This window comes from Streptomyces sp. NPDC033845 (assembly GCF_055576225.1).
Genome location: NZ_JBVIRI010000010.1, coordinates 25,712 through 52,422 on the forward strand (window position 1 = coordinate 25,712; position 26,711 = coordinate 52,422).

Here is a 26,711-nt window from a genome sequence, read left to right on the forward strand (position 1 = left end):
ACTCTCGTCACATTCCTCGTCGTGGAGCGGGGCTGCCGGCTCCGCGCTGCGGGTGGTCCGCGGCGACTTCCCGGAGGTACGGGTTGGTCGCGCGTTCCCGCCCGATGGTGGTCTGGGGACCGTGGCCGGACAGCACCACGGTCGAGTCGTCGAGCGGCAGGCACACGCGGGCCAGCGATTCGAGCATCTCGGCGTGGGAGCCGCCGGGCAGGTCGGTGCGTCCGATGGAGCCGGCGAAGAGGAGGTCGCCCGAGAAGAACACCGGCGGGACGTCCGCGGCCTCGGGCATCCGGAAGGTCACCGACCCCCTGGTATGGCCGGGGGCGTGGGCGACCGAGAACCGCATGCCGGCGAGCTCCAGCGCGGCGCCGTCGGTGAGGGTGCGGACGTCGTCCGGTTCGCCGACGGTCAGCTCGCCCATGAGCGGCATGCCGATGGAACGGCCGAGGGCCTTCTCCGGGTCGCTCATCATGTAGCGGTCCTCGGGGTGGATCCAGGCGGGGACGTCATGGGCTCCGCAGACCGGGACCACGGAGGCCACATGGTCGATGTGGCCGTGGGTGAGGATCACGGCGACGGGCTTGAGGCGGTGCTTCCTCAGCGTCTCCTCGACTCCCTGGGCGGCCTGGTGGCCCGGGTCGATGATGACGCACTCCTCACCTGCGGCGGGGGCGACCAGATAGCAGTTGGTGCCCCAGGCCCCGGCGGGGAATCCGGCAATCAGCACGATGGTCCTCACGTCGGCCGCGGATATTGCTGCTGATCAGAGGGTACCGGCGCCACTCATCGCACAGCGAACCCATATACGGTACGGCCTAGCCTTCCCTCCGGACACCGGTACCAGAAACGCACAAGGAGACGACCCAGGTGGTCACGAGCGATCAGCGGCGGCGTCAGCTCGCCCGAGAGAAGTTCGAGCGTCAGCAGCAGCGCCGCGCCGAGGCCCGGCGCAAGACGCGCCAGCGCACGGTGGTGATCGGCGCCGCGGCGGCCGTGGTGGCCGCCACCCTGATCGGCCTGGCCGTGGGCGGGGTGTTCAGCGGCGGGGACTCCTCCGGTGAGCCGAGCGCGCAGAACTCCCCCTCGGCCCAGCCCACGCCGACGCCCAAGACCTCGGCCTCGCCCGCGATGTCGATCGACCAGAAGGCGAAGTACACCTTCACCCTGGGCACCAACCAGGGCGACATCAAGATCAGCATGGACGCGGCGAAGACCCCGAACACGGTGAACTCCTTCAAGTCGCTCGCCGACCAGGGGTACTTCGACAACACCAAGTGCCACCGCCTCACCACCGAGGGCATCTTCGTGCTCCAGTGCGGCGACCCCGAGGGCACCGGCCAGGGCGGCCCGGGCTACAACATCCCGGACGAGAACCTGACCGCGCTCGGCAAGCCGGACGCGCAGGGCCAGGTGATCTACCCGGCGGGCACCGTGGCGATGGCCAACACCGGCCAGCCCGGCTCCGGCGGCAGCCAGTTCTTCCTGGTGTACAAGGACAGCCCGCTGGCCCCGACCTACACCCCCTTCGGCACCATGGACGCGGCCGGTCTGAAGATCGTCCAGGACGTGGCCAAGGAGGGCACCGTGACGGGCGGCATCGCCCCGAAGAAGGAAGTCGCCATCAAGAAGGCCACGGTCACGAAGAACTGACCGTACGGTCACGAAGGACCGGCCGCCGGGCGGCCCGTGGCGCGTCCCCGCCGATATTCCGTCGTGCGGGATGCGGACAGCCGGCCCGGCGGTCGCCTATGTTTGCGTTGTGCAGGGCGGGCGCGGCCCGCCCCAGGAACTGTGGACGATGCCGTGGGGGCGACCCCCGCGCAGGCATCAGGTGGAGGAGGCGCTGTGAGCAGCGACCCGTGGGGCCGTGTCGATGAGACGGGCACCGTGTACGTGCGTACTGCCGAGGGCGAGCAGGTCGTCGGTTCGTGGCAGGCGGGGACCCCCGAGGAGGCCCTGGCTTACTTCGAGCGCAAGTACGAGGGGCTGGTGGTCGAGATCGGCCTCCTCGAACGGCGGGTGCGGACCACCGACCTGTCCGCCAAGGACGCCCAGACGGCGATCGACCACCTGCGGACGCAGGTCGAGGAGCACCACGCGGTGGGCGACCTCGACGCGCTGCGGACCCGGCTGGACAAGCTCGTCGCCAGCGTGGACTCGCGCCGCGAGGAGCGCAAGGTCGCCAAGGCCAAGCAGACCGACGAGGCCCGCAAGGCCAAGGACGACCTCGTCACCGAGGCCGAGCAGCTGGCGCAGAGCGACCAGTGGCGCAGCGCCGGCGAGCGGCTGCGCGCCCTGGTGGACATCTGGAAGGGTCTGCCGCGGCTGGACCGCAAGTCGGACGACGAACTGTGGCACCGCTTCTCGCACGCCCGTTCCGCGTTCTCCAAGCGCCGCAAGGCCCACTTCGCCTCGCTGGACGCGCAGCGCGAGGACGCCCGCAAGGTCAAGGAGAAGCTGGCGGTCGAGGCCGAGTCGCTGTCGAAGTCGACCGACTGGGGTCCGACGGCGGCCCGCTACCGCGAGCTGATGGCGGACTGGAAGGCGGCCGGCCGCGCCCAGCGGGAGGCCGAGGACGAGCTGTGGAACCGCTTCCGCGGGGCCCAGGACGTGTTCTTCGCGGCCCGTGGCGAGGTCTTCGCGGAGCGGGACGCCGAGCAGGTGGAGAACCTGAAGCTGAAGGAGGAGCTGGCCGACGAGGCCGAGAAGCTCGTCCCGGTGACGGACCTGAAGGCGGCCCGGGCCGCGTTCCGGTCCCTCAACGAGCGCTGGGAGGCCATCGGGCACGTCCCGCGGGACGCCCGGCCGAAGGTGGAGGGCCGGATGCACGCCGTGGAGCGTGCCATCCAGGAGTCCGAGGAGACCGAGTGGCGGCGCACCAACCCGGAGGCGCGGGCCCGTGCGGCCGGTCTGACGGGTCAGCTGCAGGCGGCCGTGGACAAGCTGCGCACCCAGATCGACGCGGCGCGCGCGGCCGGCAACAACGCCAAGGCCGACAAGCTCGCCCGTGAGCTGGAGGGCCGGCAGGCGCTGCTGGACCAGGCCCTGAAGGGTCTGGAGGAGTTCGGCGGCTGAGCCCCGGACCCCGCGGCACACGACCGGGCCCCGGTACGGATCTCCGTACCGGGGCCCGGTCGTCTGTGCGGGTGCGCCGGCGGGTGCCGGCGCGGGTGCGTCAGGGCCTGCGGGCCGAGGTGACCCGGTAGACGTCGTAGACGCCCTCCACGCCGCGGACGGCCTTCAGGACGTGCCCGAGGTGCTTGGGGTCGCCCATCTCGAAGGTGAAGCGGGAGGTGGCCACCCGGTCCCGGGAGGTCTGGACGGCCGCCGACAGGATGTTGACGTGCTGGTCCGACAGGACCCGGGTGACGTCGGAGAGCAGCCGGGACCGGTCCAGCGCCTCGACCTGGATGGCGACCAGGAAGACGGAGGACTGGGTGGGGGCCCACTCGACCTCCAGGATCCGTTCCGGCTGCTGGGACAGCGAGTCCACGTTCACGCAGTCCGCCCGGTGCACCGAGACCCCGCTGCCGCGGGTGACGAAGCCGATGATCGGGTCGCCGGGGACCGGGGTGCAGCAGCGGGCCAGTTTGACCCAGACGTCCTCGACGCCCTTGACCACCACGCCGGGGTCGGCGCTGCCGCGCCGCTTGGAGCGGCCGCGGGATGGCGGGACGCTCTCCTCGATGTCCTCGTTGGCGGCCTCCTCGCCGCCGAGGGCCTGGACCAGTTTCTGGACCACGGCCTGCGCGGAGACATGGCCCTCGCCGATGGCCGCGTAGAGGGAGGAGATGTCCGGGTAGCGCATCTCGTGGGCGAGGGTGACCAGGGAGTCCCCGGTCAGGATCCGCTGGATCGGCAGGTTCTGCTTGCGCATGGCCCGCGCGATGGCGTCCTTGCCCTGCTCGATGGCCTCGTCGCGGCGCTCCTTGGAGAACCAGGCGCGGATCTTGTTGCGGGCGCGGGGCGACTTGACGAAGCCGAGCCAGTCCCGGGAGGGTCCGGCGCCCTCCGCCTTGGAGGTGAAGACCTCGACCAGGTCCCCGTTGTCCAGGGTGGACTCCAGCGGGACCAGTCGGCCGTTGACCCGTGCCCCTATGGTCCGGTAGCCGACCTCGGTGTGGACGGCGAAGGCGAAGTCCACCGGGGTGGCGCCGGCCGGGAGGGCGATGACATCGCCCTTGGGGGTGAAGACGAACACCTCGTTGCGGGACAGGTCGAAGCGCAGGGACTCCAGGAACTCGCCCGGGTCCTCGGTCTCCTTCTGCCAGTCCAGCAGCTGGCGCAGCCAGGCCATGTCGTTGACGGTGTCCTGGCCGGCGGTGCCCTTGCCGGCCCGCGGCACGTCGGTGCGGATCTTGGAGGCCCCGGCGACGGTCTCCTGCTTGTACTTCCAGTGCGCGGCGATGCCGTACTCGGCGCGGCGGTGCATGTCGAAGGTGCGGATCTGGAGCTCGACCGGCTTGCCGCTGGGCCCGATGACCGTGGTGTGCAGCGACTGGTACATGTTGAACTTGGGCATCGCGATGTAGTCCTTGAACCGGCCGGGGACCGGGTTCCATCGCGCGTGGACGGTGCCGAGGGCCGCGTAGCAGTCGCGGACGGTGTCCACCAGGACGCGGATGCCCACCAGGTCGTAGATCTCCGCGAAGTCACGGCCGCGGACGATCATCTTCTGGTAGACGCTGTAGTAGTGCTTGGGGCGGCCGGTGACGGTGGCCTTGATCCGGGCGGCCCGGAGGTCGGTCTGCACCTCGTCGGTGACCACGGCGAGGTACTCGTCCCGCTTGGGGGCGCGCTCGGCGACCAGCCGGACGATCTCGTCGTACATCTTGGGGTAGAGGATCGCGAAGGCGAGGTCCTCCAGCTCCCACTTGATGGTGTTCATGCCCAGCCGGTGGGCCAGCGGAGCGTAGATCTCCAGGGTCTCGCGGGCCTTCTTCTCCTGCTTCTCCCGCTTGAGGTAGCGCATGGTGCGCATGTTGTGCAGGCGGTCCGCGAGCTTGATGACCAGGACCCGGGGGTCCTTGGCCATGGCGACGACCATCTTGCGGACGGTCTCGGCCTGGGCGGCCTCGCCGAACTTGACCTTGTCGAGCTTGGTGACCCCGTCGACGAGCAGGGCGACGGCGTCGCCGAAGTCCCGTCTCAGCTGCTCCAGCCCGTACTCGGTGTCCTCGACGGTGTCGTGCAGCAGACCCGCCATCAGGGTGGCCGGATCCATCCCCAGCTCGGCGAGGATGGTGGTCACCGCGAGCGGGTGCGTGATGTACGGGTCCCCGCTCTTGCGCTTCTGGCCGCGGTGCCAGCGCTCGGCGACCTGGTAGGCCTGCTCGATCTGCCGGAGGGTGGCCGTCTCGATCTTGGGGTCGTTGCTCCGGACTATCCGCAGCAGCGGTTCCAGCACCGGGTTGTACGGGTTCGAGCGCTGCACCCCGAGCCGGGCGAGGCGGGCCCGGACCCGGTTGGAGGACCCGGCGGGCTTCACCGGCGCCGGTCGGACCGGGGGTGCGGCCGGGGGCGCGGGGGCCGGCGGGGCGGTCGGCTCGGGCGCGGCGGCGGCCTGCCCGGTCGGCCCGGCGGCGGGGTCGGGCTGCGCGGCGGAGATGGGCTGGACCTCGTCTGGCAAGAGTGCTCCTCAAGCGGATCCGGGGCCCCGGTCAGGTCCGGACAACCCATGGTAGCGAGCCCCGCCGGATGGCGTTCTCCCCGGCCGGGCCCGGTGCGGGCCGGAACGGCGAAGCGGCGGGCGCCCCCGGGAGATGATCCCGGAAGGGCGGCCCGCCGCTTCGCCAGAGGCAATCCGGCCAATCAGACCACGATCAGCGCGTCCAGTGGTGCGCCGGCCAGGGCCGGCTCCAGCCGGGCCCGGCCGGGCAGGAAGGACAGCTCCATCAGTACCGCCACTCCGGCGACCTGGGCGCCGGCCCGCCGGATCAGCTCCAGCGAGGCTCCGGCGGTGCCGCCGGTGGCCAGGACGTCGTCGATGACCAGGACCCGGTCCTCGGCGGCCAGCGCCTCGGCGTGGATCTCGATCTCCGCGGTGCCGTACTCCAGCTCGTACGACTGGGCCAGGGTGGCCCCGGGCAGCTTGCCGGCCTTGCGGACCGGGACGAAGCCCAGGCCCGCGCGGACGGCCACCGGGGCGGCCAGGATGAACCCGCGGGCCTCCAGGCCCACGATCTTCGTGGCCCCGCGCTCGGCGGCCAGCGCCGCCAGCGCCTCCGTCAAGGCCGTGAAGGCCTCCGGGTCCGCCAGCAGCGGGGTGATGTCCTTGAACATCACCCCCGGCTTGGGGTAGTCCGGGACGTCGGTGATCCGGCCGAGCAACAGCTCGCGGACCCCCTCGGGGAGGGCGGTCACCGGCGGTGGCCGCTCGCCCGGCCGGGACGGGCCTGCGGCACGACCTCGGCGGAGTCCTCGTCCTCGTCGGCACCGGTGTCGGTGACGTCCTCGCCCCGGGCGGCGGCCGCCGCCCGCTTGGCCAGCACCCGCTTCTTCAGGGCCTTCATGGCCGGCTCGCGCTCCTTGAGGTCCACGACCAGCGGGGTCGCGATGAAGATCGAGGAGTACGCACCGGCGGCGAGGCCGACGAACAGCGACAGCGAGATGTCGTTCAGCATGCCGGCGCCCAGGAAGCCGCCGCCGATGAACAGCAGCGCGGCGACCGGCAGGAGCGCCACCACGGTGGTGTTGATCGAGCGGACCAGGGTGCCGTTGACCGACTTGTTGGCCAGCTCGCTGTAGGTGGAGCGGGTCTGCTTGGTGATGTCCTTGGTGGACTCCTTCAGACCGTCGAAGACGACGACGGTGTCGTAGAGGGAGTAACCGAGGATGGTCAGCAGACCGATGACCGTGCCCGGGGTGACCTCGAAGCCGACCAGCGCGTAGATGCCGACGGTGATGGTGAGGTCGTGGATCAGCGCGACCAGGGCCGCGACGGCCATCCGCCACTCGAAGGCGATCGCCAGGTAGATCACCACGAGGACCATGAACACGCCGAGGCCGGTCCAGGCCTTGTTCGCGATCTGCTCGCCCCAGCTGGGGCCGACCAGGTCCGCGTTGATGTCCTTCTCGGGCACCTTGAGGTCGGCGGCGAGGGTCTTCTTCACGTCGGCGGCGGCGTTGGTGTCCAGCTGGGTGATCTGGATCCGCAGACCGCCGGTGCCGAGCTCCTGGACGATCGCGTCGTGCCCGGAGGCCTTCTCCGCGCTCTCCGCGGCCTGTGCCACCGAGACGTCCGTCTTCGGGGTGGTGAAGACGGCACCGCCCTTGAACTCGATGCCCATGTTGAGGCCCTGTACGGCCAGGGCCACGATCGCCACGATGGTGATCAGGATGGAAACGCCGTACCAGAGGAAACGCTTGCCGACGAAGTCGTACCCGACCTCACCGCGGTACAGCTTGGCGCCGAGATCTCCCAGCTTCGACATCTCACGCCTCCTTTGCTTCGAGGGGGGCGGCCGAGGCGGTGGTGCGGCGGGACCGGCGCAGCGGCGGCTTGGCGCCGAGCCGCTTCGGGTCCAGACCGGACCACGGGTGGCCGCTCGCGAAGAAGTTCGTCCGGGCCAGCAGGGTCATGACCGGCTTGGTGAACAGGAACACCACGACCACGTCGAGCAGGGTGGTCAGACCCAGGGTGAAGGCGAAGCCCTGCACCTTGCCGACGGTCACGATGAACAGCACCGCGGCGGCCAGGAAGGACACGAAGTCGGACACCAGGATGGTGCGCCGGGCACGCGGCCAGGCACGCTCCACCGCGGGCTTGATGGTGCGGCCCTCGCGGATCTCGTCACGGATGCGTTCGAAGTACACGATGAACGAGTCCGCGGTGATGCCGATGGCCACGATCGCACCGCAGACGGCGGGCAGGTTCAGCGCGAAGCCGATGCCCTTTCCGAGCAGCGCCATGATCGTGTACGTGAGGATCGCGGAGACCAGCAGCGAGACGATCGCGAGGAACGCCAGACCGCGGTAGTAGACCAGCAGGTAGATCACCACGAGGGCGAGGCCGATGGCGCCGGAGATCAGACCGGCCTTCAGCTGCTCGCCGCCGAGCGCCGCGGTCACCGTGGTGACGCTGTCCTCCTGGAAGGAGAGCGGCAGGGCGCCGTAGGAGAGCATGTTGCCCAGGTCCTGGGCGGACTGCTGGTTGAAGCCGCCGGAGATCTGGGCGTTGCCGCCGGTGATCGCGGAGCTGACGGACGGGTCGGAGATGACCTCGCCGTCGAGCACGATGGCGAACTGGTTCATCGGCGACTGCTGGGTGGCCAGCTGACCGGTGGTCTTGGCGAAGGCGTCGGAGCCGCGGCCGTTGAACTCCATGGTCACGATCCACATGCCGGACTGCGGGTCGATGGTGCCCTTGGCGCTCTTGACGTCCTTGCCCTCGACGCCGGCCGGGCCCAGGATCCACTTGCCCCAGCTCTCGCCGCGCTTGCCGCAGGCGACGATGGTGTCGGTGGGCTTGGCGTTCTTGCCGGCGGTGGCGCGCTGGTCTTCCTTGGTGCAGTCGAGCGCGGCGAACTTCGCCTGGATGTCGGCGACGGCGGGGTCGGTCGACGGCGTCGGCGCCGGGGTGGTGGCCTTGTCGTCTGCCTTCTTCGACTGGCTCGCCGAGGGGTTCGGCGAAGGGCTGCCGGTGGCCTTGAGGGCCTCACCGACGGCACGGCCCTGCGAAGTGGCGCTGGACGACGGGCTGGCCGGCGGGCTGGACTTGCCGCCCTTGCCGTCCTCGGCCTTCGGGGAGCCCGAGGCGCTCGCCTTGGGGCTCGGGGAGCCGCTGGGGGCGCCCGAGGGGTTCGCCGAGGGCGTGGGCTCGGGGGCCATCGCGCTGTCCTGGTAGGCCAGGACCGGGCGGAAGTAGAGCTGGGCGGTGGTGCCGACCTGCTCGCGCGCCTGCTTCTCGTTCGATCCCTTGGGGATGTTCACGATGATGTGGTCGCGGCCCTGCGTCTGGACCTCGGCCTCGGAGACGCCGAGACCGTTGACGCGGCGCTCGATGATCCCGACCGCCGTGTTCATGTTGGTCTCGTTGATGGCGTTCGGCTTGCCGGGCTCGTTCTTCGCCTTCAGCGTGATGCTCGTACCGCCGGCGAGGTCGATGCCCAGCCTGGGCGTCGTCTGCTTGGTGAGGAACATCCCCGCGGTGAGCGCCACCATCGCGATCAGGATGATCGCCAGGGCACGCCCCGGCCTCCCCTGAGCCCCCGTGGGCCGCCGGCCCTTCTTCGGTGCTGCCACCTTGTCGTATCTCCCTGTCCAACCGTCCCGCGCCGGGTCAGCGCGCGGACGGCCACGAAATGTGTGTGGGGACCCCTGCCCCCCGCAGAAAACGGGTCACTGACGGGGACCGCTGCGGGCGCCGGTCAGGCGCACACGGCCCCCCGTCGTGTGCGCTACTTCGCGCCGGTCTCGCCGTCGGTCTTGCCGTCGTTCTTCGGCTCCTCGTCGGCGGGCTCGTCCTTCTTGCCCAGGTCCAGCTTCGGGGCCTGGCCGGCGGCCTTGTCCTCGGAGTCGAGCAGCGAGGACGCGTCGTCCGGGACCACCGGCGTGTCGATGGTCAGATCATCGGTGGCGCCGTGGACGATGCGGTTGTACTCCTCGTCGTCGAGGACCGCGCCGATGGCGTTCTTCGCGTAGACCGCGTGGACACCGGGAGCCACCTCAAGGGTGACGGTGTCCTCGCCGATCTCCTTGACCGTGGCGTACATGCCACCGATGGTGCGGACTCCGGTGCCGGGCGTCATCTGGTCGCGCATCTGCGCGGCAGCCTGCTGCTTCTTCTTGGCAGAGCGGGTCATCAGGAACATCGCCCCGATGAGCACGATGAACGGGAGGAAGGTCACGAGGTTCACGAGACGAAGATCCTTCGCACGACCGCGCGGAAGGCGGCCTTTTCTACGGGGGTGGGCATGCCGACCTGCACGGTCGGCATCGGCGGAGTCTAGGCGAGTCCGCACCGATGGAACAACGCCCAGCATCTCACCGCAGTTCCACGGGGGTCGAACCTCCGCGCCGTCAGGCCCCGAAGAGCCCTTGTTGTCCGGTCTGTGCCACCGGCGGGACCAGTCCCAGGTGGGCCCAGGCCGCCGGGGTGGCGACCCTGCCCCGCGGGGTCCGGGCCAGCAGACCCTCTCTGACCAGGAAGGGTTCGGCGACCTCCTCGACGGTCTCGCGCTCCTCCCCCACCGCGACGGCCAGGGTGGACAGGCCCACCGGGCCGCCGCCGAAGAGCTTCAGCAGGGCCTCCAGGACGGCGCGGTCCAGCCGGTCCAGGCCGCGCGCGTCCACCTCGTAGACGGCCAGGGCGGTGCCGGCCACCTCCTTGGTGATCACACCGTCGGCCCTGACCTGGGCGTAGTCGCGGACCCGGCGGAGCAGCCGGTTGGCGATCCGGGGGGTGCCGCGGGACCGGCCGGCGATCTCGGCGGCGCCCGCTGTGTCGATTTCCACATCGAGGAGCCGGGCGGAGCGGTGCACCACCCGTTCCAGTTCCTCGGGGGCGTAGAACTCCATGTGCCCGGTGAAGCCGAAGCGGTCCCGCAGCGGCGGGGGCAGCAGACCGGCCCGGGTGGTGGCGCCGACCAGGGTGAACGGGGGCAGTTCCAGGGGGATGGCGGTGGCTCCCGGGCCCTTGCCGACGATCACATCGACCCGGAAGTCCTCCATGGCCATGTAGAGCATCTCCTCGGCGGGCCGGGACATCCGGTGGATCTCGTCGAGGAAGAGCACCTCGCCCTCCTGGAGGGAGGAGAGGATCGCGGCAAGGTCCCCGGCGTGCTGGATGGCCGGGCCGGAGGTGATCCGGATCGGGGCGCCCATCTCGGCCGCGATGATCATGGAGAGGGTGGTCTTGCCCAGGCCTGGGGCGCCGGAGAGCAGCACGTGGTCGGCGGTGGCGCCGCGCTGCCGGGCCGCCTTGAGGACCAGGTCGAGCTGCTGGCGGACCTTCTCCTGGCCGACGAACTCGCCGAGGTCCTTGGGGCGCAGGGCGGCCTCGACGGCGGTGTCCTCGCCGTCCGCCGACCCGCCCACCAGGCGGTCGGCGGCTGCGGCGGTGTCGGGGTCCGTCTCGTCGTCCCAGTTCACGGTTGTCTGCCTTCTCGGTTCGTACGGTGGCTGCGCGGCGGACCGGGTCAGCGGGTGCGGTTCAGGGTCTGGAGGGCGGCCCGGAGCAGTTGCGGGACCGGGGCGGAGCCGGTCTCGGCGAGGGCGGCCTCGGCCTGCGGGGTGACCGCGCCGACGGCCTCCTCGGCCTCGCGGGCGGCGTAGCCGAGGCCGATCAGGGCGGCGGTCAGCTGGTCAGTCCAGGGGGCCGGACCGCTGTGCAGGCCGGCCCGCTGGGCGCCCACCAGGCCGCTGCTGCCCAGCGGGGCGCCCAGCTTGTCCTTGAGGTCCAGCAGGAGCTTCTGGGCGCCCTTCTTGCCGATTCCGGGCACGGCGGTGAGGGCCTTCTCGTCCCCGGTGGCCACGGCGGTCCGCAGGGCGTCGGGGCTGTGCACCCCGAGCATGGCCTGGGCGAGCCGGGGGCCGACCCCGCTGGCGGTCTGGAGGAGCTCGAAGACCTGGCGCTCGTCCTCGTCGGCGAAGCCGTAGAGGGTGAGCGAGTCCTCCCGGACCACCAGGGAGGTGGCCAGCCGGGCCGGCTCGCCGGTGCGCAGCCCGGCGATGGTGTTCGGGGTGCAGTGCACGGCCATGCCGATGCCGCCGACCTCGATCACGGCGGTGGTGGGGGCGAGTGCGGCCACCGGGCCGCTCACAAAGGCGATCATCGGGTCCGGCCTTTCGCTGCGGGGGCGGGCCGCCGGGCGGACCGCGCCTGCTGGGCTTGCTGGGTGTGCTGCGCGACCGCCTGCTGGAGGCGGTTCTGGGCGGGGGCCCGCCAGATGTGGCAGATGGCGAGGGCGAGGGCGTCGGCGGCGTCGGCCGGCTTGGGCGGGGCGTCCAGTCGCAGCAGCCGGGTGACCATGGCGCCGACCTGAGCCTTGTCGGCCCGTCCGCTGCCGGTGACGGCGGCCTTGACCTCGCTGGGGGTGTGCAGGGCCACCGGGATGCCGCGGCGGGCCGCGCAGAGCATGGCGACCGCGCTGGCCTGGGCGGTGCCCATCACGGTGCTGACGTTGTGCTGGCTGAACACCCGCTCCACCGCGACGAGTTCGGGGCGGTGCTCGTCGAGCCAGGCTTCCAGGCCGGCTTCGATGGCCACCAGCCGGTGGCCGATCTCGGCGTCGGCCGGGGTGCGGACCACCCCGACCCCGAGCATGGTCAGGGGGCGGCCGGCGACTCCCTCGACCACGCCGACACCGCACCGGGTCAGTCCCGGGTCCACACCCAGTACGCGCACCCCGCCCCCTTCTTCGCTCACCTGTTTGTGCAGGCTATCGGCTGCCGCCGACAGCCGCGGACAACACGGCGGGCCGACGGGATGTGTCCCCGTCGGCCCGCCGTCAGAGCGTGTGCGCGAACGCTACGCGTCGACCTTCTCCATGACCTCGTCCGAGACGTCGAAGTTGGCGAAGACGTTCTGCACGTCGTCGCTGTCCTCCAGCGCGTCGATCAGCTTGAAGATCTTGCGGGCGCCCTCCTCGTCCAGCTCGACCTGCATGGTCGGCAGGAAGTTGGAGTCGGCCGAGTCGTAGTCGATGCCGGCTTCCTGGAGCGCGGTGCGGACCGCGACCATGTCGGTGGCCTCGCTGATGATCTCGAAGCTCTCGCCGAGGTCGTTGACCTCCTCGGCGCCGGCGTCGAGCACCGTCTCCAGCACGTCGTCCTCGGAGAGCGAGCCCTTGGGCAGCAGGACGACGCCCTTGCGGTTGAACAGGTACGAGACCGAGCCCGGGTCGGCCATCGAGCCGCCGTTGCGGGTCATCGCCACGCGCACGTCCGAGGCGGCGCGGTTGCGGTTGTCGGTGAGGCACTCGATGAGCACCGCGACACCGTTGGGGCCGTAGCCCTCGTACATGATCGTCTCGTAGTCGGCGCCGCCGGCCTCCAGGCCGCCGCCGCGCTTGACCGCGGAGTCGATGTTCTTGTTCGGGACCGAGCTCTTCTTGGCCTTCTGGATGGCGTCGAAGAGGGTCGGGTTGCCGTCGATGTCGGCGCCGCCCATGCGGGCCGCGACCTCGATGTTCTTGATCAGCTTCGCGAAGAGCTTGCCGCGCTTGGCGTCAACCACGGCCTTCTTGTGCTTCGTCGTAGCCCATTTAGAGTGGCCGGACATCTGCCTGTCTCCTTCGCGTCACCAACAATGTTCGCCTCAGATCCTACCGGGACACCGTTACAGCCCGGCGCGCACCATCTCGACGAAGTACGCGTGGACGCGGTCGTCCCCGGTCAGCTCGGGGTGGAAGGAGGTGGCGAGGACGTTGCCCTGGCGGACGGCGACGGTGTGGCCCTCGTACGAGGCGAGCACCTCGACGGCCGCGCCGACGGACTCCACCCAGGGCGCGCGGATGAACACGCCCTCGACCGGGCCGCCTTCGACGCCCGCGAAGTCGATCTTCGCCTCGAAGGACTCGTTCTGCCGGCCGAACGCGTTGCGGCGGACGATCATGTCGATGCCGCCCAGGGTCTCCTGGTCCTCCCGGCCGTCCAGCAGCTTGTCGGCCAGCATGATCATGCCGGCGCAGGTGCCGTACACGGGCATGCCGGCGGCCACCCGCTCGCGCAGCGGCTCCAGCATGCCGAACAGCACGGCGAGCTTGGACATGGTGGTGGATTCGCCGCCGGGGATCACCAGGGCGTCGATCTCGGCGAGCTCCTCGGGGCGCCGGACCGGCCTGGCCACGGCGTCCGCCGCGGCCAGGGCGATCAGGTGCTCCCGGACGTCGCCCTGGAGGGCGAGCACCCCGATGACGGGGGTCGCGGGGGTGTTCGTCATGAGTGGTTACCAGCCGCGGTTGGCGTAGCGCTCGGACTCGGGAAGGGTGTCGCAGTTGATGCCGACCATGGCCTCGCCCAGGTTGCGGGAGGCGTCCGCGATGATCTTCGGGTCGTCGTAGAAGGTGGTGGCCTTCACGATGGCGGCGGCGCGCTTGGCCGGGTCGCCGGACTTGAAGATGCCGGAGCCCACGAAGACGCCCTCGGCACCGAGCTGGCGCATCAGCGCGGCGTCGGCCGGGGTGGCCACACCGCCGGCGGAGAACAGCACCACGGGGAGCTTGCCGAGCTCGGCGACCTCCTTGACCAGCTCGTACGGGGCGCGCAGGTCCTTGGCGGCGGCGAACAGCTCGTTGTTGTCGAAGCCGCGCAGCCTGGCGATCTCGTTCTTGATCTGGCGCAGGTGGCGGACGGCCTCGACCACGTTGCCGGTGCCGGCCTCGCCCTTGGAGCGGATCATGGCCGCGCCCTCGGCGATGCGGCGCAGGGCCTCGCCCAGGTTGGTGGCACCGCAGACGAAGGGGGTGGTGAACGCCCACTTGTCGGAGTGGTTGACCTCGTCGGCCGGGGTGAGGACCTCGGACTCGTCGATGTAGTCCACGCCGAGCGACTGGAGGACCTGGGCCTCGACGAAGTGGCCGATGCGGGACTTGGCCATCACCGGGATGGAGACCGCGCCGATGATCTCCTCGATCATGTTCGGGTCGGACATCCGCGCGACGCCGCCGTCCTTGCGGATGTCGGCGGGGACCCGCTCCAGGGCCATGACGGCCACGGCGCCGGCGTCCTCGGCGATCTTCGCCTGCTCGGCGTTGACCACGTCCATGATCACGCCGCCCTTGAGCTGCTCGGCCATGCCCCGCTTGACGCGGGAGGTGCCGATCGCGGACTCGGCGGACTGCGGGGTGGGGGAAAGCGTGCTCACGGGGTGACCTCACTCGAAGGAAGGGTTCTACTCGACCCGAGCAAACCTCCCCCGACCAGTCCACTGCAAGGGCCAATAAGGAGCCGGTGGCCTCTTCCGATTTGGCCGCCGGGTACAAGTCGGGGCCGCGCCGGGATCAGGGGCGGTCGGCCAGGTCGGCCGGGGGCTCGTCGTCCATCTCGAACGCGAGCGGGAACGGTGCGTGCCCCGCCAGTCTGAACCAGCGGACCTTGCGGTGCCTGCGCAGCGCGCGGGCGGCGCGCACCGCGTCGTTGTGGAACCGGCGGGCCATCGGCACCCGGCGGACCGCCGCGGCCAGCTCCTCGGCGGCCTGCTCGCCGCCCGGGGCCTCCTTGAGCGCCTCCACCTGCGCCGCGTCCCCGAAGACCGCGCGCAGCGCCTGGCTGAGCTCGCTCTCGGCGACCTCGCGGTGCTCCTCCTCGGCCTGCCGGGCCGCGTGCGCGGCCTCGTAGAGCACCAGCGAGGAGGCCGGGTCGAGGACCCCGGAGGTGGCCACCTCGACCACCACGGAGGCCCGGCGCAGCAGTTGGGCGTCCAGGGCGGCCCGGGCCGCGTCCATCCGGGAGTGCAGCCGGTCCAGGCGGCCGGCGGTCCAGCTGAGGTAGACCCCGGTGACGCCGAGCGCCAGGGCGATCCACACAAGGGTTTCGATCACGCCGGGTGACACTACCGGTCCGGGACCGGCCCGGACGGCGGGGGTCCGGACGGCGCGGGTCCGGAGCGGGCCTTACCGGCCGCCTACCGGGCCCGTGATCTCGTGGTTGGCCATGACCATGACGAGCCATCGCACGGCCGGCCGCGGGGACTCCGCGCGCTGCCGGCCGCTCGCGCTCGCCCTCGCCCTGGCGGCGCTCGCCGTGACCGGCTGGACGGCGGCCGGACGGCTCTGGGGCGGTGACGGCGGGCTGGTGATCCTGGCCTCGGCCCGGCAGCACCTGGTACCTGCCGTCTGGCTGGTCCTCGGCTCGCTGTTCGGGGCCCTCGCCCTCGGGGTGCGGCGGAGCTCGCTCCGGGCGGCCGGCTACCTGTGCCTGAGCCTGGCCGCCCTGCCGGCCCTGGTGCTGGGCGAGTTCCTCTCCGGCGGGGAGACGGAGTCGGCACGGACCGCGGCCCCGGGGCGGACCGACCGGCAGCTCCTCGTGTACGAGGCGCGGTCCTTCGTGGACCCGGTCTGGCGGGTCTACGTTCAGCAGGGCGAACGGCCCCTGGAACGGCGCTGGCTGCTCGGCACCTTCCACGGCGACGCCACGGCCCACGAGCCGTCCGCGGTGGTCTGGGACGGGCCCGACCGGGTCCGGCTGGAGACCGTCGGCGGTGAGACCTACCTGGTCGGGGTCGGCCCCTCCGGGCGCCCCGACCGAACCGTCTCCGTCCCCTGAGCCGTGCCCCGGTCAGGCCCCCGGATCCCTGGTGAGGCCCAGCCGGGTGCGCAGCGGGACCCGTTCGTCGGCGGCGACCGCCGCCGCGCCCAGGGTGACCGTCTCGTAGACGGCCAGGATGTCGGCGCCGACCGTGGACCAGTCGAACCGCCGGACGTGCGCCGAGCCGTGCTCGGACAGGGCCGCGCGCCGGTCCGGGTCGCGGAGCAGGGCGATCGCGGAGTCGGCCAGCGACCCGGCGTCCTCGTTGGCGAACAGTTCGCCGGCCGCGCCCTGGTCCAGCACCTGGGCGAAGGCGTCCAGGTCGGAGGCGAGCACCGCGGCCCCCGCCGACAGGGCCTCGACCAGGATGATGCCGAAGCTCTCGCCGCCGGTGTTGGGGGCCACGTACACGTCCACGCTGCGCAGCAGCCGCGCCTTGTCCTCGTCCGAGACCATCCCGAGGAAGGTGACCCTGGCGCGCAGTTCGGGCGGCAGGGTGGCCACCGCCTCCTCCTCGTCACCGCGGCCGGCCACCAGCAGGCGGACGTCGGGGCAGGCCTCGGCGATCTTCGGGAAGGCGGCCATCAGCACCGGGAGGCCCTTGCGGGGCTCGTCGATCCGGCCGATGAAGCCGAGGGTGGTGCCCTCCCAGTCCGGGTTGGGTTCGGCCTTGGCGAAGAAGTCCACGTCCACCCCGTTGGGGATGACCACGGCGTCCCCGCCCAGGTGCTCGACCAGGGTGCGGCGGGCGTACTCGCTGACCGCGATCCGGGCGCTGATCTTCTCCAGCGCGGGCTGCAGGATCGGATAGGCGGCGATCATCGCCCGGGACCGCGGGTTGGAGGTGTGGAAGGTGGCGACGATCGGGCCCTGGGCCGCCCAGCAGGACAGCAGTCCCAGCGAGGGCGAGGCCGGCTCGTGGATGTGGATCACGTCGAAGGTGCCCTCGTGCAGCCAGCGGCGCACCCGGGCGGCGGACAGGAACCCGAAGTTGAGGCGGGCCACCGAGCCGTTGTACGGGACGGGGACGGCGCGGCCGGCCGAGACCACGTAGGGCGGCAGCGGGGTCTCGTCGTCGGCCGGGGCCAGCACGGACACCTGGTGGCCCAGCCCGATCAGGTGCTCGGCCAGGTCGCGGATGTGGAACTGGACCCCGCCGGGGACGTCCCAGGAGTAGGGGCAGACGATGCCGATCCTCACGCGCCGGCCTCCGCCGCGGCCTGCGCCGGGCGCGGTTCCAGGTCGTCGAGCCAGAGCCGCTGGAGCATGTGCCAGTCCTCGGGGTGCGCGGCGATGCCGGCCGCGAAGACATCGGCCACCGCCTGGGTCATCGCGGCGGTCTTCTCGGGCCGGGTGCCGGTCCCGGGCACCGGGACCGGCGGGTGGATCCGGCCGGACATCCGGGCGCCCTCCTCGTACCAGAGGGTGACCGGCAGCAGGGCGGCCCCGGTCTGCTGGGCCAGCAGGGCAGGACCGGCGGGCATCCGGGCGGTGGCTCCGAAGAAGTCCACCTCGACCCCGGTGGCCGACAGGTCCCGGTCGGCCACCAGGCAGACCAGTCCGCCGGCCCGCAGCCGGCGGGCGAGCAGCCCGAACGCGGCGCCGCCGGTGTGCGGCAGCACCTCCATGCCCAGGCTCTCCCGGTAGGCGACGAACCGGTCGAACAGGGTCTCCGGCTTGAGGCGCTCGGCGACCGTGGTGAACGGGAACCCGGCGTGCGCGGTGGCCCAGGCGCCGGCCAGGTCCCAGTTGGCCAGGTGCGGCAGGGCCACGATCACCCCGCGGCCGGCCGCCATGTGCTCCCGGAGGATGTCCTCGCCCTCGATCCGGACGTCCCGGCCGAACCGCTCCCGGGGCACCGTCGGCAGCCGGAACGACTCCATCCAGTAGCGCAGGTAGGAGCGCATGCCCGCCCGGGAGAGCTCGCGCAGCCGCTCCGGGGAGGCCTCGGGCACCACCCGGGCCAGATTGGACTCCAGCCGGAGCACCCCGGCCCCGCGCCGCTTCCAGGCGATGTCGGCGATCTTCCGGCCCAGGGCCGCGGCGGCCGGTTCGGGAAGCTTCTTCACCCCGGCCCAGCCGGCCCCGTAGAGCCCGTCGACCAGCCGGTCCTTCAGCGGGAGCCCCTCCCGCACCCGGCCCATCAGACGGTGCCGCTCTCCGGGGAGGCGCCCGCGCCGGAGGCCTCCGCGGCGGCAGCGGCGTCCGCCTCCGCGGACTCGCGGCGTACGGTCACCACCCGCTGGACCAGGGTCACCAGCGAACCGACCGCGACCACCCACAGGGCGATCGGCAGCAGCACGCCGATCCACGAGGGCACGCCGAAGGTCTGGAGCCCGGACAGGCCGGCCGCGACCAGCGAGATCACCAGCCGCTCGGCCCGCTCGATGAGCCCGTTGACCGCCACCGGCAGACCGATGGACTCGCCGCGGGCCTTGGTGTAGGAGACCACCTGGCCGCTGGCCAGGCAGAAGATCGCCACCGCGCACAGCACGTTGTCGTGGCCGCCGCCCGCGTACCAGAGGGCGAGCCCGCCGAAGATCGCCGCGTCCGCCACCCGGTCCAGGGTGGAGTCCAGGAAGGCGCCCCAGCGGCTGGAGACACCGGCCTGCCGGGCCATGTTCCCGTCCACCAGGTCCGAGAAGACGAAGGCGGTGATGGTGATGGTGCCCCAGAAGAACTCGCCCCGGGGGAAGAAGATCAGCGCGCCCGCGACCACTCCGGCGGTGCCGATCAGCGTGACCGCGTCCGGGCTCACCCCCCGCCGCAGCAGGAACGTGGCGAACGGTGTGAGAACACGCGTGAAGAATGCACGCGCGTACTTGTTCAGCATGGCCTTCCCAGGGGGTCGCTGGGCCGCACGGCCACCACGGCCACCGGCTGGCCCATCGTAGCCAGCACCCGGGGCCGCCGACGCCGCGCACCCGCCGTTGTGTCACGTGCGCACCCCGCACGGCCCGTCCGGCCGCGGGCCCCGCGGATGGACGGCCGGTGCCGACGGTGCAAAGCTTCAAGGACTCCATCCTCCGTACCGTCGCACCGGGAGGCACGAGCACCATGGGCGACAAGTCACGCGCGCGACCGCCCGGAGCCGCGGGCCGGGCACCGACGGCCGACCGGCCCGGGGACCTGCGGAACGTGGTGCTGGTCGGCCCCAGCGGATCGGGCAAGACCACCCTGGTCGAGGCCCTGGCACTGACCGCCGGGGCGGTGCAGCGGGCCGGGCGGGTCGAGGACGGCGGGACCGTCTCCGACCACGACGAGATCGAGCACCGGCAGCAGCGCTCGGTCCAGCTCTCCCTGGTACCGGTCAGCTGGGACGGCATCAAGATCAACCTCCTGGACACCCCCGGATACGCCGACTTCGCCGGAGACCTCCGGGCCGGTCTGCGCGCCGCGGACGCCGCCCTCTTCCTCGTCTCCGCCGCCGACGGCGCCGAGGGACTGAGCGGCCCCACCCGGGCGCTCTGGGAGGAGTGCCGGGCCGTGGGCATGCCCCGGGCCATCGTGGTGACCCATCTGGAGACCCCCCGCGCCGACCACGAACGGATCACCGCCGTCTGCGCCGACGCCTTCGGCGGCGAGGACCCCGACGCCGTCCTCCCCCTCCACCTCCCGCTGCACGGACCCGCCGGACCGGACGGCCACGCCCCCGTCACCGGACTGCTCGGCCTCCTCTCCCGCCGGGCGTACGACTACACCTCCGGCGAGCGCGTGGAGCGCGACCCGGATCCGGCCGAACTGGAGCGGATCTCCGCCGCCCGTGACCGGCTCATCGAGGGGATCATCGCCGAGAGCGAGGACGAGACCCTGATGGACCGCTACCTCGGCGGCGAGGACATCGACCCCGCCACCCTGGTCCGGGACCTGGAGCGGGCGGTGGCCCGCGGCACCTTCCACCCCGTCCTGCTCGCCGCCCCCGCCGCCGACGGGGCCCGCCAGGGCCTGGGCACCGTGGAACTCCTCGAACTCGTCACCCGCGGCTTCCCCACCCCCCTGGAGCGCCCCGCCCCGCCCGTCACCACCCCCGACGGGCAGCCCCGCCCGGCGGTCGTCTGCGACCCCGACGGCCCGCTGCTCGCCGAGGTGGTGAAGACCTCCTCCGACCCCTATGCCGGCCGGATCTCGCTGGTGCGGATGTTCTCCGGCACCCTGCACCCCGACCGGACCGTGCACGTCTGCGGCCACGCACACCCCGACCGCACCCCCCGGGACCACACCCCGGACCCGGACCGGGACCCGGAGGAGGAACTCCACGAGGCGGACGAACGGGTGGGCGCCCTCACCTCCCCGTTCGGCCGGCAGCAGCGGGCCCTCCCCCGGGTCATCGCCGGAGACCTCGCCTGTGTGGCCCGGCTCACCCGGGCCGAGACCGGGGACACCCTCTCCGCCAAGGAGGACCCCCTGCTGGCGGCCCCCTGGGAGATACCCGAACCGCTGCTCCCGCTGGCCGTCCATGCCCACGGCAAGGCCGACGAGGACAAGCTCTCCCAGGCCCTGGCCCGACTGGTCGCCGAGGACCCCACCCTGCGCCTGGAGCAGAACCCGCAGACCCGGCAACTGGTCCTCTGGGCGCTCGGCGAGGCCCACCAGGAGGTGGCCCTGGAACGGCTGCGCACCCGGCACGGGGTCCGGGTGGACCCCGAACCCCACCGGGTCGGCCTGCGCGAGACCTTCGGCGGACCGGCCACCGGCCGCGGCCGGCACGTCAAGCAGTCCGGCGGCCACGGCCAGTACGCCGTCTGCGAGATCGAGGTGGAGCCGCTCCCGGCCGGCAGCGGCATCGAGTTCGTCGACAAGGTGGTCGGCGGAGCCGTCCCGCGCGCCTTCGTGCCGTCCGTGGAGAAGGGGGTCCGAAGCCAGGCCGCCAAGGGCGTCGCCGCCGGGCACCCGCTGGTCGACGTACGGATCACCCTCCGCGACGGCAAGGCCCACTCGGTGGACTCCTCCGACGCCGCCTTCCAGACCGCCGCCGCCCTGGCCCTGCGGGAGGCCGCCGCCGGGGCCCGGATCCAGCTCCTGGAACCGGTGGCCGAACTGACCGTACTGGTCCCGGACGCCTATGTGGGACCGGTGCTCGGCGACCTCGCCGGCCGCCGCGGCCGGGTCCTCGGAACCGAGCAGTCCGGCGCCGACCGCACCCGGGTGCGCGCCGAGATCCCGGAGATCGAGATCGACCGGTACGCCGTGGACCTGCGCTCCCTGACGCACGGCACCGGCCGCTTCGAGCGGGCGTACGCCCGGCACGAACCCATGCCCGCCCAGCTGGCGGACAAGATTCGCGAACAGGCGGAGAGGGGAACCTAGTTGTCATAGCGTGTGACCGGCCGCCCACCCAACGCGCTTGCGGTGGGCGGCATTTCCCTGTCCCATAAGGCCGGGGAGACAGGTACGACGATGGGGGCGGTAAGCGGTGGCGGACGACGGTTTCGACTTCAGGCCCGGAGCGCAGGTCCCGCTCCAGGGCTCGGGCGGCCAGACCGCGGCGACCAACGCGCTCGCCTCGGTCGCCTACCGGGAGGGCGCCAAGACCAAGATCGAACAGATCCTCGACACCAAGAACGAGCACTACGAGCCCGTCTTCAAGGCCGGCCGCTCCTGGGCCACCCTCTTCAAGCCCAGCCTGGGCGAGGCCTACAGCCGGGCCGTGGAGACCCGGATGCTGGGCGCCGGGCGCAAGCCGCTGATCCAGGCCTTCGGCGCCGACCCGCAGACCGTCGTCGAGCACTGCCTGTCCGCCAACCGCATCCGCAAGGAGCGCGACACCCGGCTCCGCGTGATCACCCTGGTCTGCGGGGTGCTGTTCCTCCCCGGAATGCTCCTGTGGATGGGCCTCTTCCAGCTCCGCAAGATGATCGCCGGCACCCGGCACGCCTCCTGGGCGGGCACCGCCCTGCTGGTGCTGATCGCCCTCGGCGTGGCCGTCCTGATGTTCCGGCTGCCCTACACCGGCTTCTGGGCCCTCTACCTCCGCGCCATGATCATCGCCCCGGCCGTCGGCTGGCTGCTGGCCCGCCGCCTCTGCCTCAGTACCGCCGTGGACCTGCGGTCCCGCTGGGACGGACTGCTCTCCGGCGGCGGGGTGGCCGCCAAGATCCCCGAGGCCGTCCCCGGCAACCCCGGCGAGAAGTCCGCCGAGGACCTGCGCCACCAGCTCGCCAAACTGACCGCCGAGGACCGCAGCAACTCCGTCTTCTACGCCGGACCCAAGGGCATCCTCGGCATGGGCACCCGCTGGGGCAGCTGGCAGATGGCCGAGGACCTCCTCCCCCGCGAGGGCACCCCCGAGATCCACCCGTTCCGCAGCTGGGACGTCATCCGCGCCATCCACGACCAGCTCCGGCTGATCGAACGCGGCCCGCTGCACACCGGCGGCTTCCCCACCCCCGACGTCCGGCACTGGATCGTCACCCCGGTCGGCGAGGGCGCCAAGGAGGTCGCCCGGCCCAGCGGCGAGAACGTCGACGCCTTCCAGGTCAAGGCCCACGAGATAACCCGCATCTGCAACGAGCAGCAGTTCGGCGCCGGCAACCGGCACTACCTGGGGATCCAGTGGCCGCTCTGGGACGGCCAGCTGGTGATCACCATGATGGTCACCGTCACCGTGCTGCACCAGACCCTCCGGGTCGAGGTCACCGGGCACGCCCTGGGACCCGTGCACGGGCTGTTCACCAGCAAGTCCGAGAACGAGACCGTCGAGGTGGCCAAGACCGTCAGGTTCTGGGAGAACACCGAACGGGTCCTGCCGGTGATCGACACCAGCGAGGTGGTCCGGCTGATGGTCCGGGCCCCCCTCACCTGGTACCCGCCACTGCTGGAATGGCTCGGCGGCAAGCTGGTGCTCCCCGAGCCCTTCGGCGTCCGCCACGTCTGGGCCGGCTCGATGTGGCGGCACCGCTTCATGGCCGACGACGCCCTCCGGGCCGCCACCCCCGTGCTCCGGGTGGTGCACGCGGCGGCCCTGCGGGTACTGGAGGAGAACGGCTGCGACACCGACAAGTTCGGCAACCGCGCCTCGGTGGTCAGCGGGCTCGTCCAGGACGCCTCGCCGCGCAAGGCCGACGTCTACGAGTAGCCGCCGGCCCCGCCGTACGCCGCCCGGCCGTCAGTCCTGCGGCCAGGCGTCGGCCAGCATCTTCCGGGTGTCCGCGAGCAGTTGCGGCAGCACCTTGGTGTGGCCGACCACCGGCATGAAGTTCGTGTCCCCGCCCCAGCGGGGCACGATGTGCTGGTGCAGGTGCGCGGCGATACCGGCACCGGCCGCCGCCCCCTGGTTGATGCCGATGTTGAACCCGTGCGCCCCGGAGGCCTTCCGCAGCGCGGCCATCGCCCGCTTCGTCAGGTCCGCCAGCTCGGCCGTCTCCGGCCCGTCCAGCTCCGTGTAGTCGGCGACGTGCCGGTAGGGGACGACCATCAGGTGCCCGCCGTTGTACGGGTAGAGGTTCAGCACCGCGTAGACGTGCTCGCCGCGGGCCACGACCAGCCCGTCCTCGTCCGACAGCCGGGGGATCCCGCAGAAGGGACAGCCGTCCCCGGCCTCGGGGCCGGTCGGCTTGTTCTCCCCCTGGATGTACGCCATCCGGTGAGGCGTCCACAGCCGCTGGAACGCGTCCTGCGTGCCCACACCGATCTGCTGCTCCGGCTCAGTCGTCATGGGATGCAGCATATGACCTCGCCCGAGCACGGCGTGTCGCCGGGGCTGAGATGCCCCGGGGTCCGGGGATGCTGGCCCGATGGACGACAAGGACAACCCCCGCCTGCTGCTGTGGGAGCGGCGCACCGAGGTCCCGCTGTTCGCCGCCTCGCTGCTCTTCACGGCCGCGTACGCGGTCCGCGTACTGGCCGGCCCCGACCTCCGGGAGCTCCGCGACACCGCCCTGCTGGTGACCCTCGTGACCTGGCTGCTGTTCGTCCTCGACTACCTGGCCAGAATGCTGATCAGCGGCCACAACCCGGTCCGCTTCGTCCGCACCCACGTCCTGGACACCGTGGTCGTGGTCCTCCCGCTGCTGCGCCCACTGCGGATGGTCCGCATCTACCAGGCCTTCCAGGCCCGGCACGAGCAGCCCCGGTGGAGCCTGTACGCCCGGGTGATCGTCTACGCCGGGATGACCGCGGTGCTGCTCGGCTTCTGCGGGGCCCTGACCGTCTACAGCTACGAGCGGGACGCCCCCGGGGCGACCATCCGGACCTTCGGCGACGCCTGCTGGTGGGTCTGCGAGACGCTGACCACGGTCGGGTACGGGGACGTGGCCCCGGTGACCCCGATGGGCCGGCTGGTGGCCGCGCTGATGATGGCCTGCGGTCTGGCCCTGCTGGGCGCGGTGACCGGCAGCTTCTCCTCCTGGCTGCTGTCGGTGTTCTCCCGGGAGGACGAGAGGACCCCCGGGAGGTGAGCCACCTCCCGGGGGTCCCGGCCCGTGCGTGCGCGCGCCCGCGGAGCCGTTGTCCGCCGGATCAGACCTGGACGCGGTCCTCGACGACCTTCGCCAGCTTGGCGAGGGCCTCGTCCTTGGGGATGCCGTTCTCCTGCGAGCCGTCGCGGTAGCGGAAGGAGACGGTGCCCGCGGCCATGTCCTCGTCGCCGACGATCACCATGAAGGGGACCTTCTGCTTCTGCTGGTTGCGGATCTTCTTCTGCATCCGGTCGGAGGAGGCGTCCACCTCCACCCGCAGGCCCTTCTTCTTCGCCTCGGCGGCGAACTCCCGGAGGTACTCCACGTGCGCGTCGCCGATCGGGATGCCGACGGCCTGGACCGGGGCGAGCCACGGCGGCATGGCGCCCGCGTAGTGCTCCAGCAGGACCGCGAAGAACCGCTCGATGGAGCCGAACAGGGCGCGGTGGATCATGACCGGGCGCTGGCGGGAGCCGTCCGGGCCGGTGTACTCCAGGTCGAAGCGCTCCGGCAGGTTGAAGTCCAGCTGGACGGTGGACATCTGCCAGGTCCGGCCGATGGCGTCCCGCGCCTGGACGGAGATCTTCGGGCCGTAGAAGGCGGCGCCGCCCGGGTCGGGGGTCAGCGGGAGGCCCTGCTTCTCGGCGACCTGCTGGAGGACGGCGGTGGCCTCCTCCCACACCTCGTCGGAGCCGACGAACTTCTCCGGGTCCTTGGTGGACAGCTCCAGGTAGAAGTCGTTCAGACCGTAGTCGCGGAGCAGGTTCAGCACGAAGGTGAGGGTGCGGTCGAGCTCGTCCGCCATCTGCTCACGGGTGCAGTAGATGTGCGCGTCGTCCTGGGTGAAGCCGCGGGCGCGGGTCAGGCCGTGCACCACGCCGGACTTCTCGTACCGGTACACGGTGCCGAACTCGAAGAGGCGCAGGGGCAGTTCGCGGTAGGAGCGGCCGCGCGCGTCGAAGATCAGGTTGTGCATCGGGCAGTTCATGGGCTTGAGGTAGTAGTCGGTACCACCGTCGAGCTGCATGGGGGGGTACATGCCCTCCGCGTACCAGTCCAGGTGGCCGCTCTTCTCGAAGAGGGCGCCCTTGGTGGCGTGCGGGGAGTAGACGAACTCGTAGCCCTCCTCCTCGTGCCGGCGGCGCGAGTAGTCCTCCATGGTGCGGCGGATGATGCCGCCCTTGGGGTGGAAGACGGCGAGGCCGGAGCCGATCTCGTCCGGGACGGAGAAGAGGTCGAGCTCGTTGCCGAGGCGGCGGTGGTCGCGCTTCTCGGCCTCGGCGAGGAAGTCGAGGTGCGCCTTCAGCTCCTCCTTGGAGGGCCAGGCGGTGCCGTAGATGCGCTGGAGCATCGGGTTCTTCTCGCTGCCGCGCCAGTAGGCGGCCGCGTTGCGCATCAGCTTGAAGGCCGGGATGTTCCGGGTGCTGGGCAGGTGCGGGCCCCGGCAGAGGTCCTTCCAGCACAGGTCGCCGGTCTTGGCGTCCAGGTTGTCGTAGATGGTCAGCTCGCCGCCGCCCACCTCGACGTTCGCGCCGTCGTCGGTGGAGGCCGAGCCCTTGATGCCGATGAGCTCCAGCTTGTAGGGCTCGTTGGCGAGCTCCTCGCGGGCCGCCTCGTCGGTGACGACGCGGCGGGCGAACTTCTGGCCGCGCTTCTGGATCTCCTGCATCTTCTTCTCGATGGCCTTGAGGTCATCGGGGGTGAAGGGGCGGGCGACGTCGAAGTCGTAGTAGAAGCCGTCCCGGACCGGCGGGCCGATGCCCAGCTTGGCCTCGGGGAAGAGCTCCTGCACGGCCTGGGCCATGACGTGGGCGGTGGAGTGGCGGAGGATGTCGAGGCCGTCCGGGGAGGAGATCTCGACGGGTTCGACGCTCTCGCCGTCCTTCGGCTCGTACGCCAGGTCCTTCAGCTCGCCCGCGACGCGGACGGCGATGACGGTGCGTTCGCCGGAGAAGAGTTCCGCCGCCGTGGTGCCCGTGGTCACCACGCGCTCGTCCCGCTCGGAATCGCGTTGGATGACCACACGGACGTCTGACACCGGTCTCTCCTGAAATCTCGGGGGCGGGCCGGTGGACACCGGTCGCGCCTGAATCGTACCGAGCGGGGCGGCCCGTCCGCGAAACGGTT

The 26,711-nt window shown here is 71.7% G+C and carries 24 protein-coding genes; 6 read left to right on the forward strand and 18 right to left on the reverse strand.

Features of this window, described 5'->3' with window-relative positions; translation table 11 throughout:
• Positions 1-7 precede the first annotated feature (7 nt).
• Positions 8-727: an MBL fold metallo-hydrolase gene (locus tag ACZ50K_RS21720; protein ID WP_468905458.1), complete on the reverse strand. Its 720-nt coding sequence runs from the start codon at positions 725-727 to the stop codon at positions 8-10.
• 140 nt (positions 728-867) lie between these two features.
• On the opposite strand from ACZ50K_RS21720, the gene ACZ50K_RS21725 reads away from it, so the two are divergent.
• Complete coding sequence (locus tag ACZ50K_RS21725; RefSeq protein WP_468905461.1) at positions 868-1,650, forward strand: peptidylprolyl isomerase; 783 nt, start codon at positions 868-870, stop codon at positions 1,648-1,650.
• Between the two features lie 195 nt (positions 1,651-1,845).
• Complete coding sequence (locus tag ACZ50K_RS21730; RefSeq protein ID WP_468905463.1) at positions 1,846-3,075, forward strand: DUF349 domain-containing protein; 1,230 nt, start codon at positions 1,846-1,848, stop codon at positions 3,073-3,075.
• 100 nt (positions 3,076-3,175) lie between these two features.
• Here the strand turns inward: ACZ50K_RS21730 and ACZ50K_RS21735 are convergent, their stop codons facing one another.
• The 12 genes from ACZ50K_RS21735 to ACZ50K_RS21790 form a co-directional block, all read right to left on the reverse strand.
• Complete coding sequence (locus ACZ50K_RS21735; RefSeq protein WP_468905466.1) at positions 3,176-5,629, reverse strand: RelA/SpoT family protein; 2,454 nt, start codon at positions 5,627-5,629, stop codon at positions 3,176-3,178.
• A gap of 182 nt (positions 5,630-5,811) precedes the next feature.
• A complete protein-coding gene (locus ACZ50K_RS21740) occupies positions 5,812-6,363 on the reverse strand; it encodes an adenine phosphoribosyltransferase (RefSeq protein ID WP_468905468.1) in 552 nt (183 codons plus the stop codon).
• On the reverse strand, positions 6,360-7,433 hold the full coding sequence (gene secF, locus ACZ50K_RS21745) for a protein translocase subunit SecF (RefSeq protein WP_468905471.1): 1,074 nt from the start codon (positions 7,431-7,433) through the stop codon (positions 6,360-6,362). The genes ACZ50K_RS21740 and secF overlap by 4 nt, the downstream gene beginning before the upstream one ends.
• Before the next feature lies 1 nt (position 7,434).
• Entirely contained in the window at positions 7,435-9,243 is a 1,809-nt protein-coding gene (gene secD, locus ACZ50K_RS21750) for a protein translocase subunit SecD (protein ID WP_468905473.1), read from the reverse strand.
• Between the two features lie 155 nt (positions 9,244-9,398).
• Positions 9,399-9,857, reverse strand: coding sequence for a preprotein translocase subunit YajC (gene yajC, locus ACZ50K_RS21755; RefSeq protein ID WP_468905476.1), 459 nt, complete (start codon positions 9,855-9,857; stop codon positions 9,399-9,401).
• Between the two features lie 163 nt (positions 9,858-10,020).
• A complete protein-coding gene (gene ruvB, locus ACZ50K_RS21760; RefSeq protein WP_468905478.1) occupies positions 10,021-11,091 on the reverse strand; it encodes a Holliday junction branch migration DNA helicase RuvB in 1,071 nt (356 codons plus the stop codon).
• Positions 11,092-11,138: 47 nt separating this feature from the next.
• A complete protein-coding gene (gene ruvA, locus ACZ50K_RS21765; protein WP_468905481.1) occupies positions 11,139-11,774 on the reverse strand; it encodes a Holliday junction branch migration protein RuvA in 636 nt (211 codons plus the stop codon).
• A complete protein-coding gene (ruvC, locus tag ACZ50K_RS21770) occupies positions 11,771-12,346 on the reverse strand; it encodes a crossover junction endodeoxyribonuclease RuvC (RefSeq protein ID WP_468906001.1) in 576 nt (191 codons plus the stop codon). Before ruvC ends, ruvA begins: the two co-directional genes overlap by 4 nt.
• Before the next feature lie 123 nt (positions 12,347-12,469).
• Positions 12,470-13,222 carry a YebC/PmpR family DNA-binding transcriptional regulator gene (locus ACZ50K_RS21775; RefSeq protein WP_468905483.1) on the reverse strand — a complete coding sequence of 251 codons (753 nt, stop codon included), beginning with the start codon at positions 13,220-13,222 and terminating at the stop codon, positions 12,470-12,472.
• Between the two features lie 57 nt (positions 13,223-13,279).
• A complete protein-coding gene (gene pdxT / locus ACZ50K_RS21780) occupies positions 13,280-13,882 on the reverse strand; it encodes a pyridoxal 5'-phosphate synthase glutaminase subunit PdxT (protein WP_468905485.1) in 603 nt (200 codons plus the stop codon).
• Positions 13,883-13,888: 6 nt separating this feature from the next.
• On the reverse strand, positions 13,889-14,806 hold the full coding sequence (gene pdxS / locus ACZ50K_RS21785) for a pyridoxal 5'-phosphate synthase lyase subunit PdxS (RefSeq protein ID WP_468905487.1): 918 nt from the start codon (positions 14,804-14,806) through the stop codon (positions 13,889-13,891).
• Between the two features lie 136 nt (positions 14,807-14,942).
• Positions 14,943-15,482 (reverse strand): LemA family protein, encoded by a 540-nt coding sequence (locus ACZ50K_RS21790; RefSeq protein ID WP_468905489.1) that lies wholly within the window; start codon positions 15,480-15,482, stop codon positions 14,943-14,945.
• 118 nt (positions 15,483-15,600) lie between these two features.
• Between ACZ50K_RS21790 and ACZ50K_RS21795 the strand changes: the two genes are divergently transcribed.
• On the forward strand, positions 15,601-16,206 hold the full coding sequence (locus ACZ50K_RS21795; RefSeq protein ID WP_468905492.1) for a hypothetical protein: 606 nt from the start codon (positions 15,601-15,603) through the stop codon (positions 16,204-16,206).
• 12 nt (positions 16,207-16,218) lie between these two features.
• Here the strand turns inward: ACZ50K_RS21795 and ACZ50K_RS21800 are convergent, their stop codons facing one another.
• From ACZ50K_RS21800 to pgsA, 3 genes are read right to left on the reverse strand one after another with little or no spacing between them, the layout of a single operon-like run.
• Entirely contained in the window at positions 16,219-17,388 is a 1,170-nt protein-coding gene (locus ACZ50K_RS21800) for a glycosyltransferase family 4 protein (RefSeq protein ID WP_468905494.1), read from the reverse strand.
• Complete coding sequence (locus ACZ50K_RS21805; RefSeq protein ID WP_468905496.1) at positions 17,385-18,332, reverse strand: phosphatidylinositol mannoside acyltransferase; 948 nt, start codon at positions 18,330-18,332, stop codon at positions 17,385-17,387. The genes ACZ50K_RS21800 and ACZ50K_RS21805 overlap by 4 nt, the downstream gene beginning before the upstream one ends.
• Entirely contained in the window at positions 18,332-19,021 is a 690-nt protein-coding gene (gene pgsA / locus ACZ50K_RS21810) for a phosphatidylinositol phosphate synthase (protein WP_468905498.1), read from the reverse strand. The genes ACZ50K_RS21805 and pgsA overlap by 1 nt, the downstream gene beginning before the upstream one ends.
• A 224-nt stretch (positions 19,022-19,245) precedes the next feature.
• Here pgsA and ACZ50K_RS21815 point away from each other — a divergent pair, with 224 nt between their 5' ends.
• Together ACZ50K_RS21815 and ACZ50K_RS21820 are read left to right on the forward strand one after the other, a co-directional pair.
• Complete coding sequence (locus ACZ50K_RS21815) at positions 19,246-21,495, forward strand: elongation factor G-like protein EF-G2 (protein ID WP_468905501.1); 2,250 nt, start codon at positions 19,246-19,248, stop codon at positions 21,493-21,495.
• Between the two features lie 106 nt (positions 21,496-21,601).
• Positions 21,602-23,263 (forward strand): hypothetical protein, encoded by a 1,662-nt coding sequence (locus tag ACZ50K_RS21820; protein WP_468905504.1) that lies wholly within the window; start codon positions 21,602-21,604, stop codon positions 23,261-23,263.
• A 30-nt stretch (positions 23,264-23,293) separates the two neighbouring features.
• Here the strand turns inward: ACZ50K_RS21820 and ACZ50K_RS21825 are convergent, their stop codons facing one another.
• Complete coding sequence (locus ACZ50K_RS21825; protein ID WP_468905506.1) at positions 23,294-23,854, reverse strand: HIT family protein; 561 nt, start codon at positions 23,852-23,854, stop codon at positions 23,294-23,296.
• Between the two features lie 67 nt (positions 23,855-23,921).
• On the opposite strand from ACZ50K_RS21825, the gene ACZ50K_RS21830 reads away from it, so the two are divergent.
• On the forward strand, positions 23,922-24,584 hold the full coding sequence (locus ACZ50K_RS21830; protein ID WP_468905508.1) for a potassium channel family protein: 663 nt from the start codon (positions 23,922-23,924) through the stop codon (positions 24,582-24,584).
• 61 nt (positions 24,585-24,645) lie between these two features.
• Here the strand turns inward: ACZ50K_RS21830 and thrS are convergent, their stop codons facing one another.
• Positions 24,646-26,622 carry a threonine--tRNA ligase gene (gene thrS / locus ACZ50K_RS21835; RefSeq protein WP_468905510.1) on the reverse strand — a complete coding sequence of 659 codons (1,977 nt, stop codon included), beginning with the start codon at positions 26,620-26,622 and terminating at the stop codon, positions 24,646-24,648.
• Between the last annotated feature and the right edge of the window lie 89 nt (positions 26,623-26,711).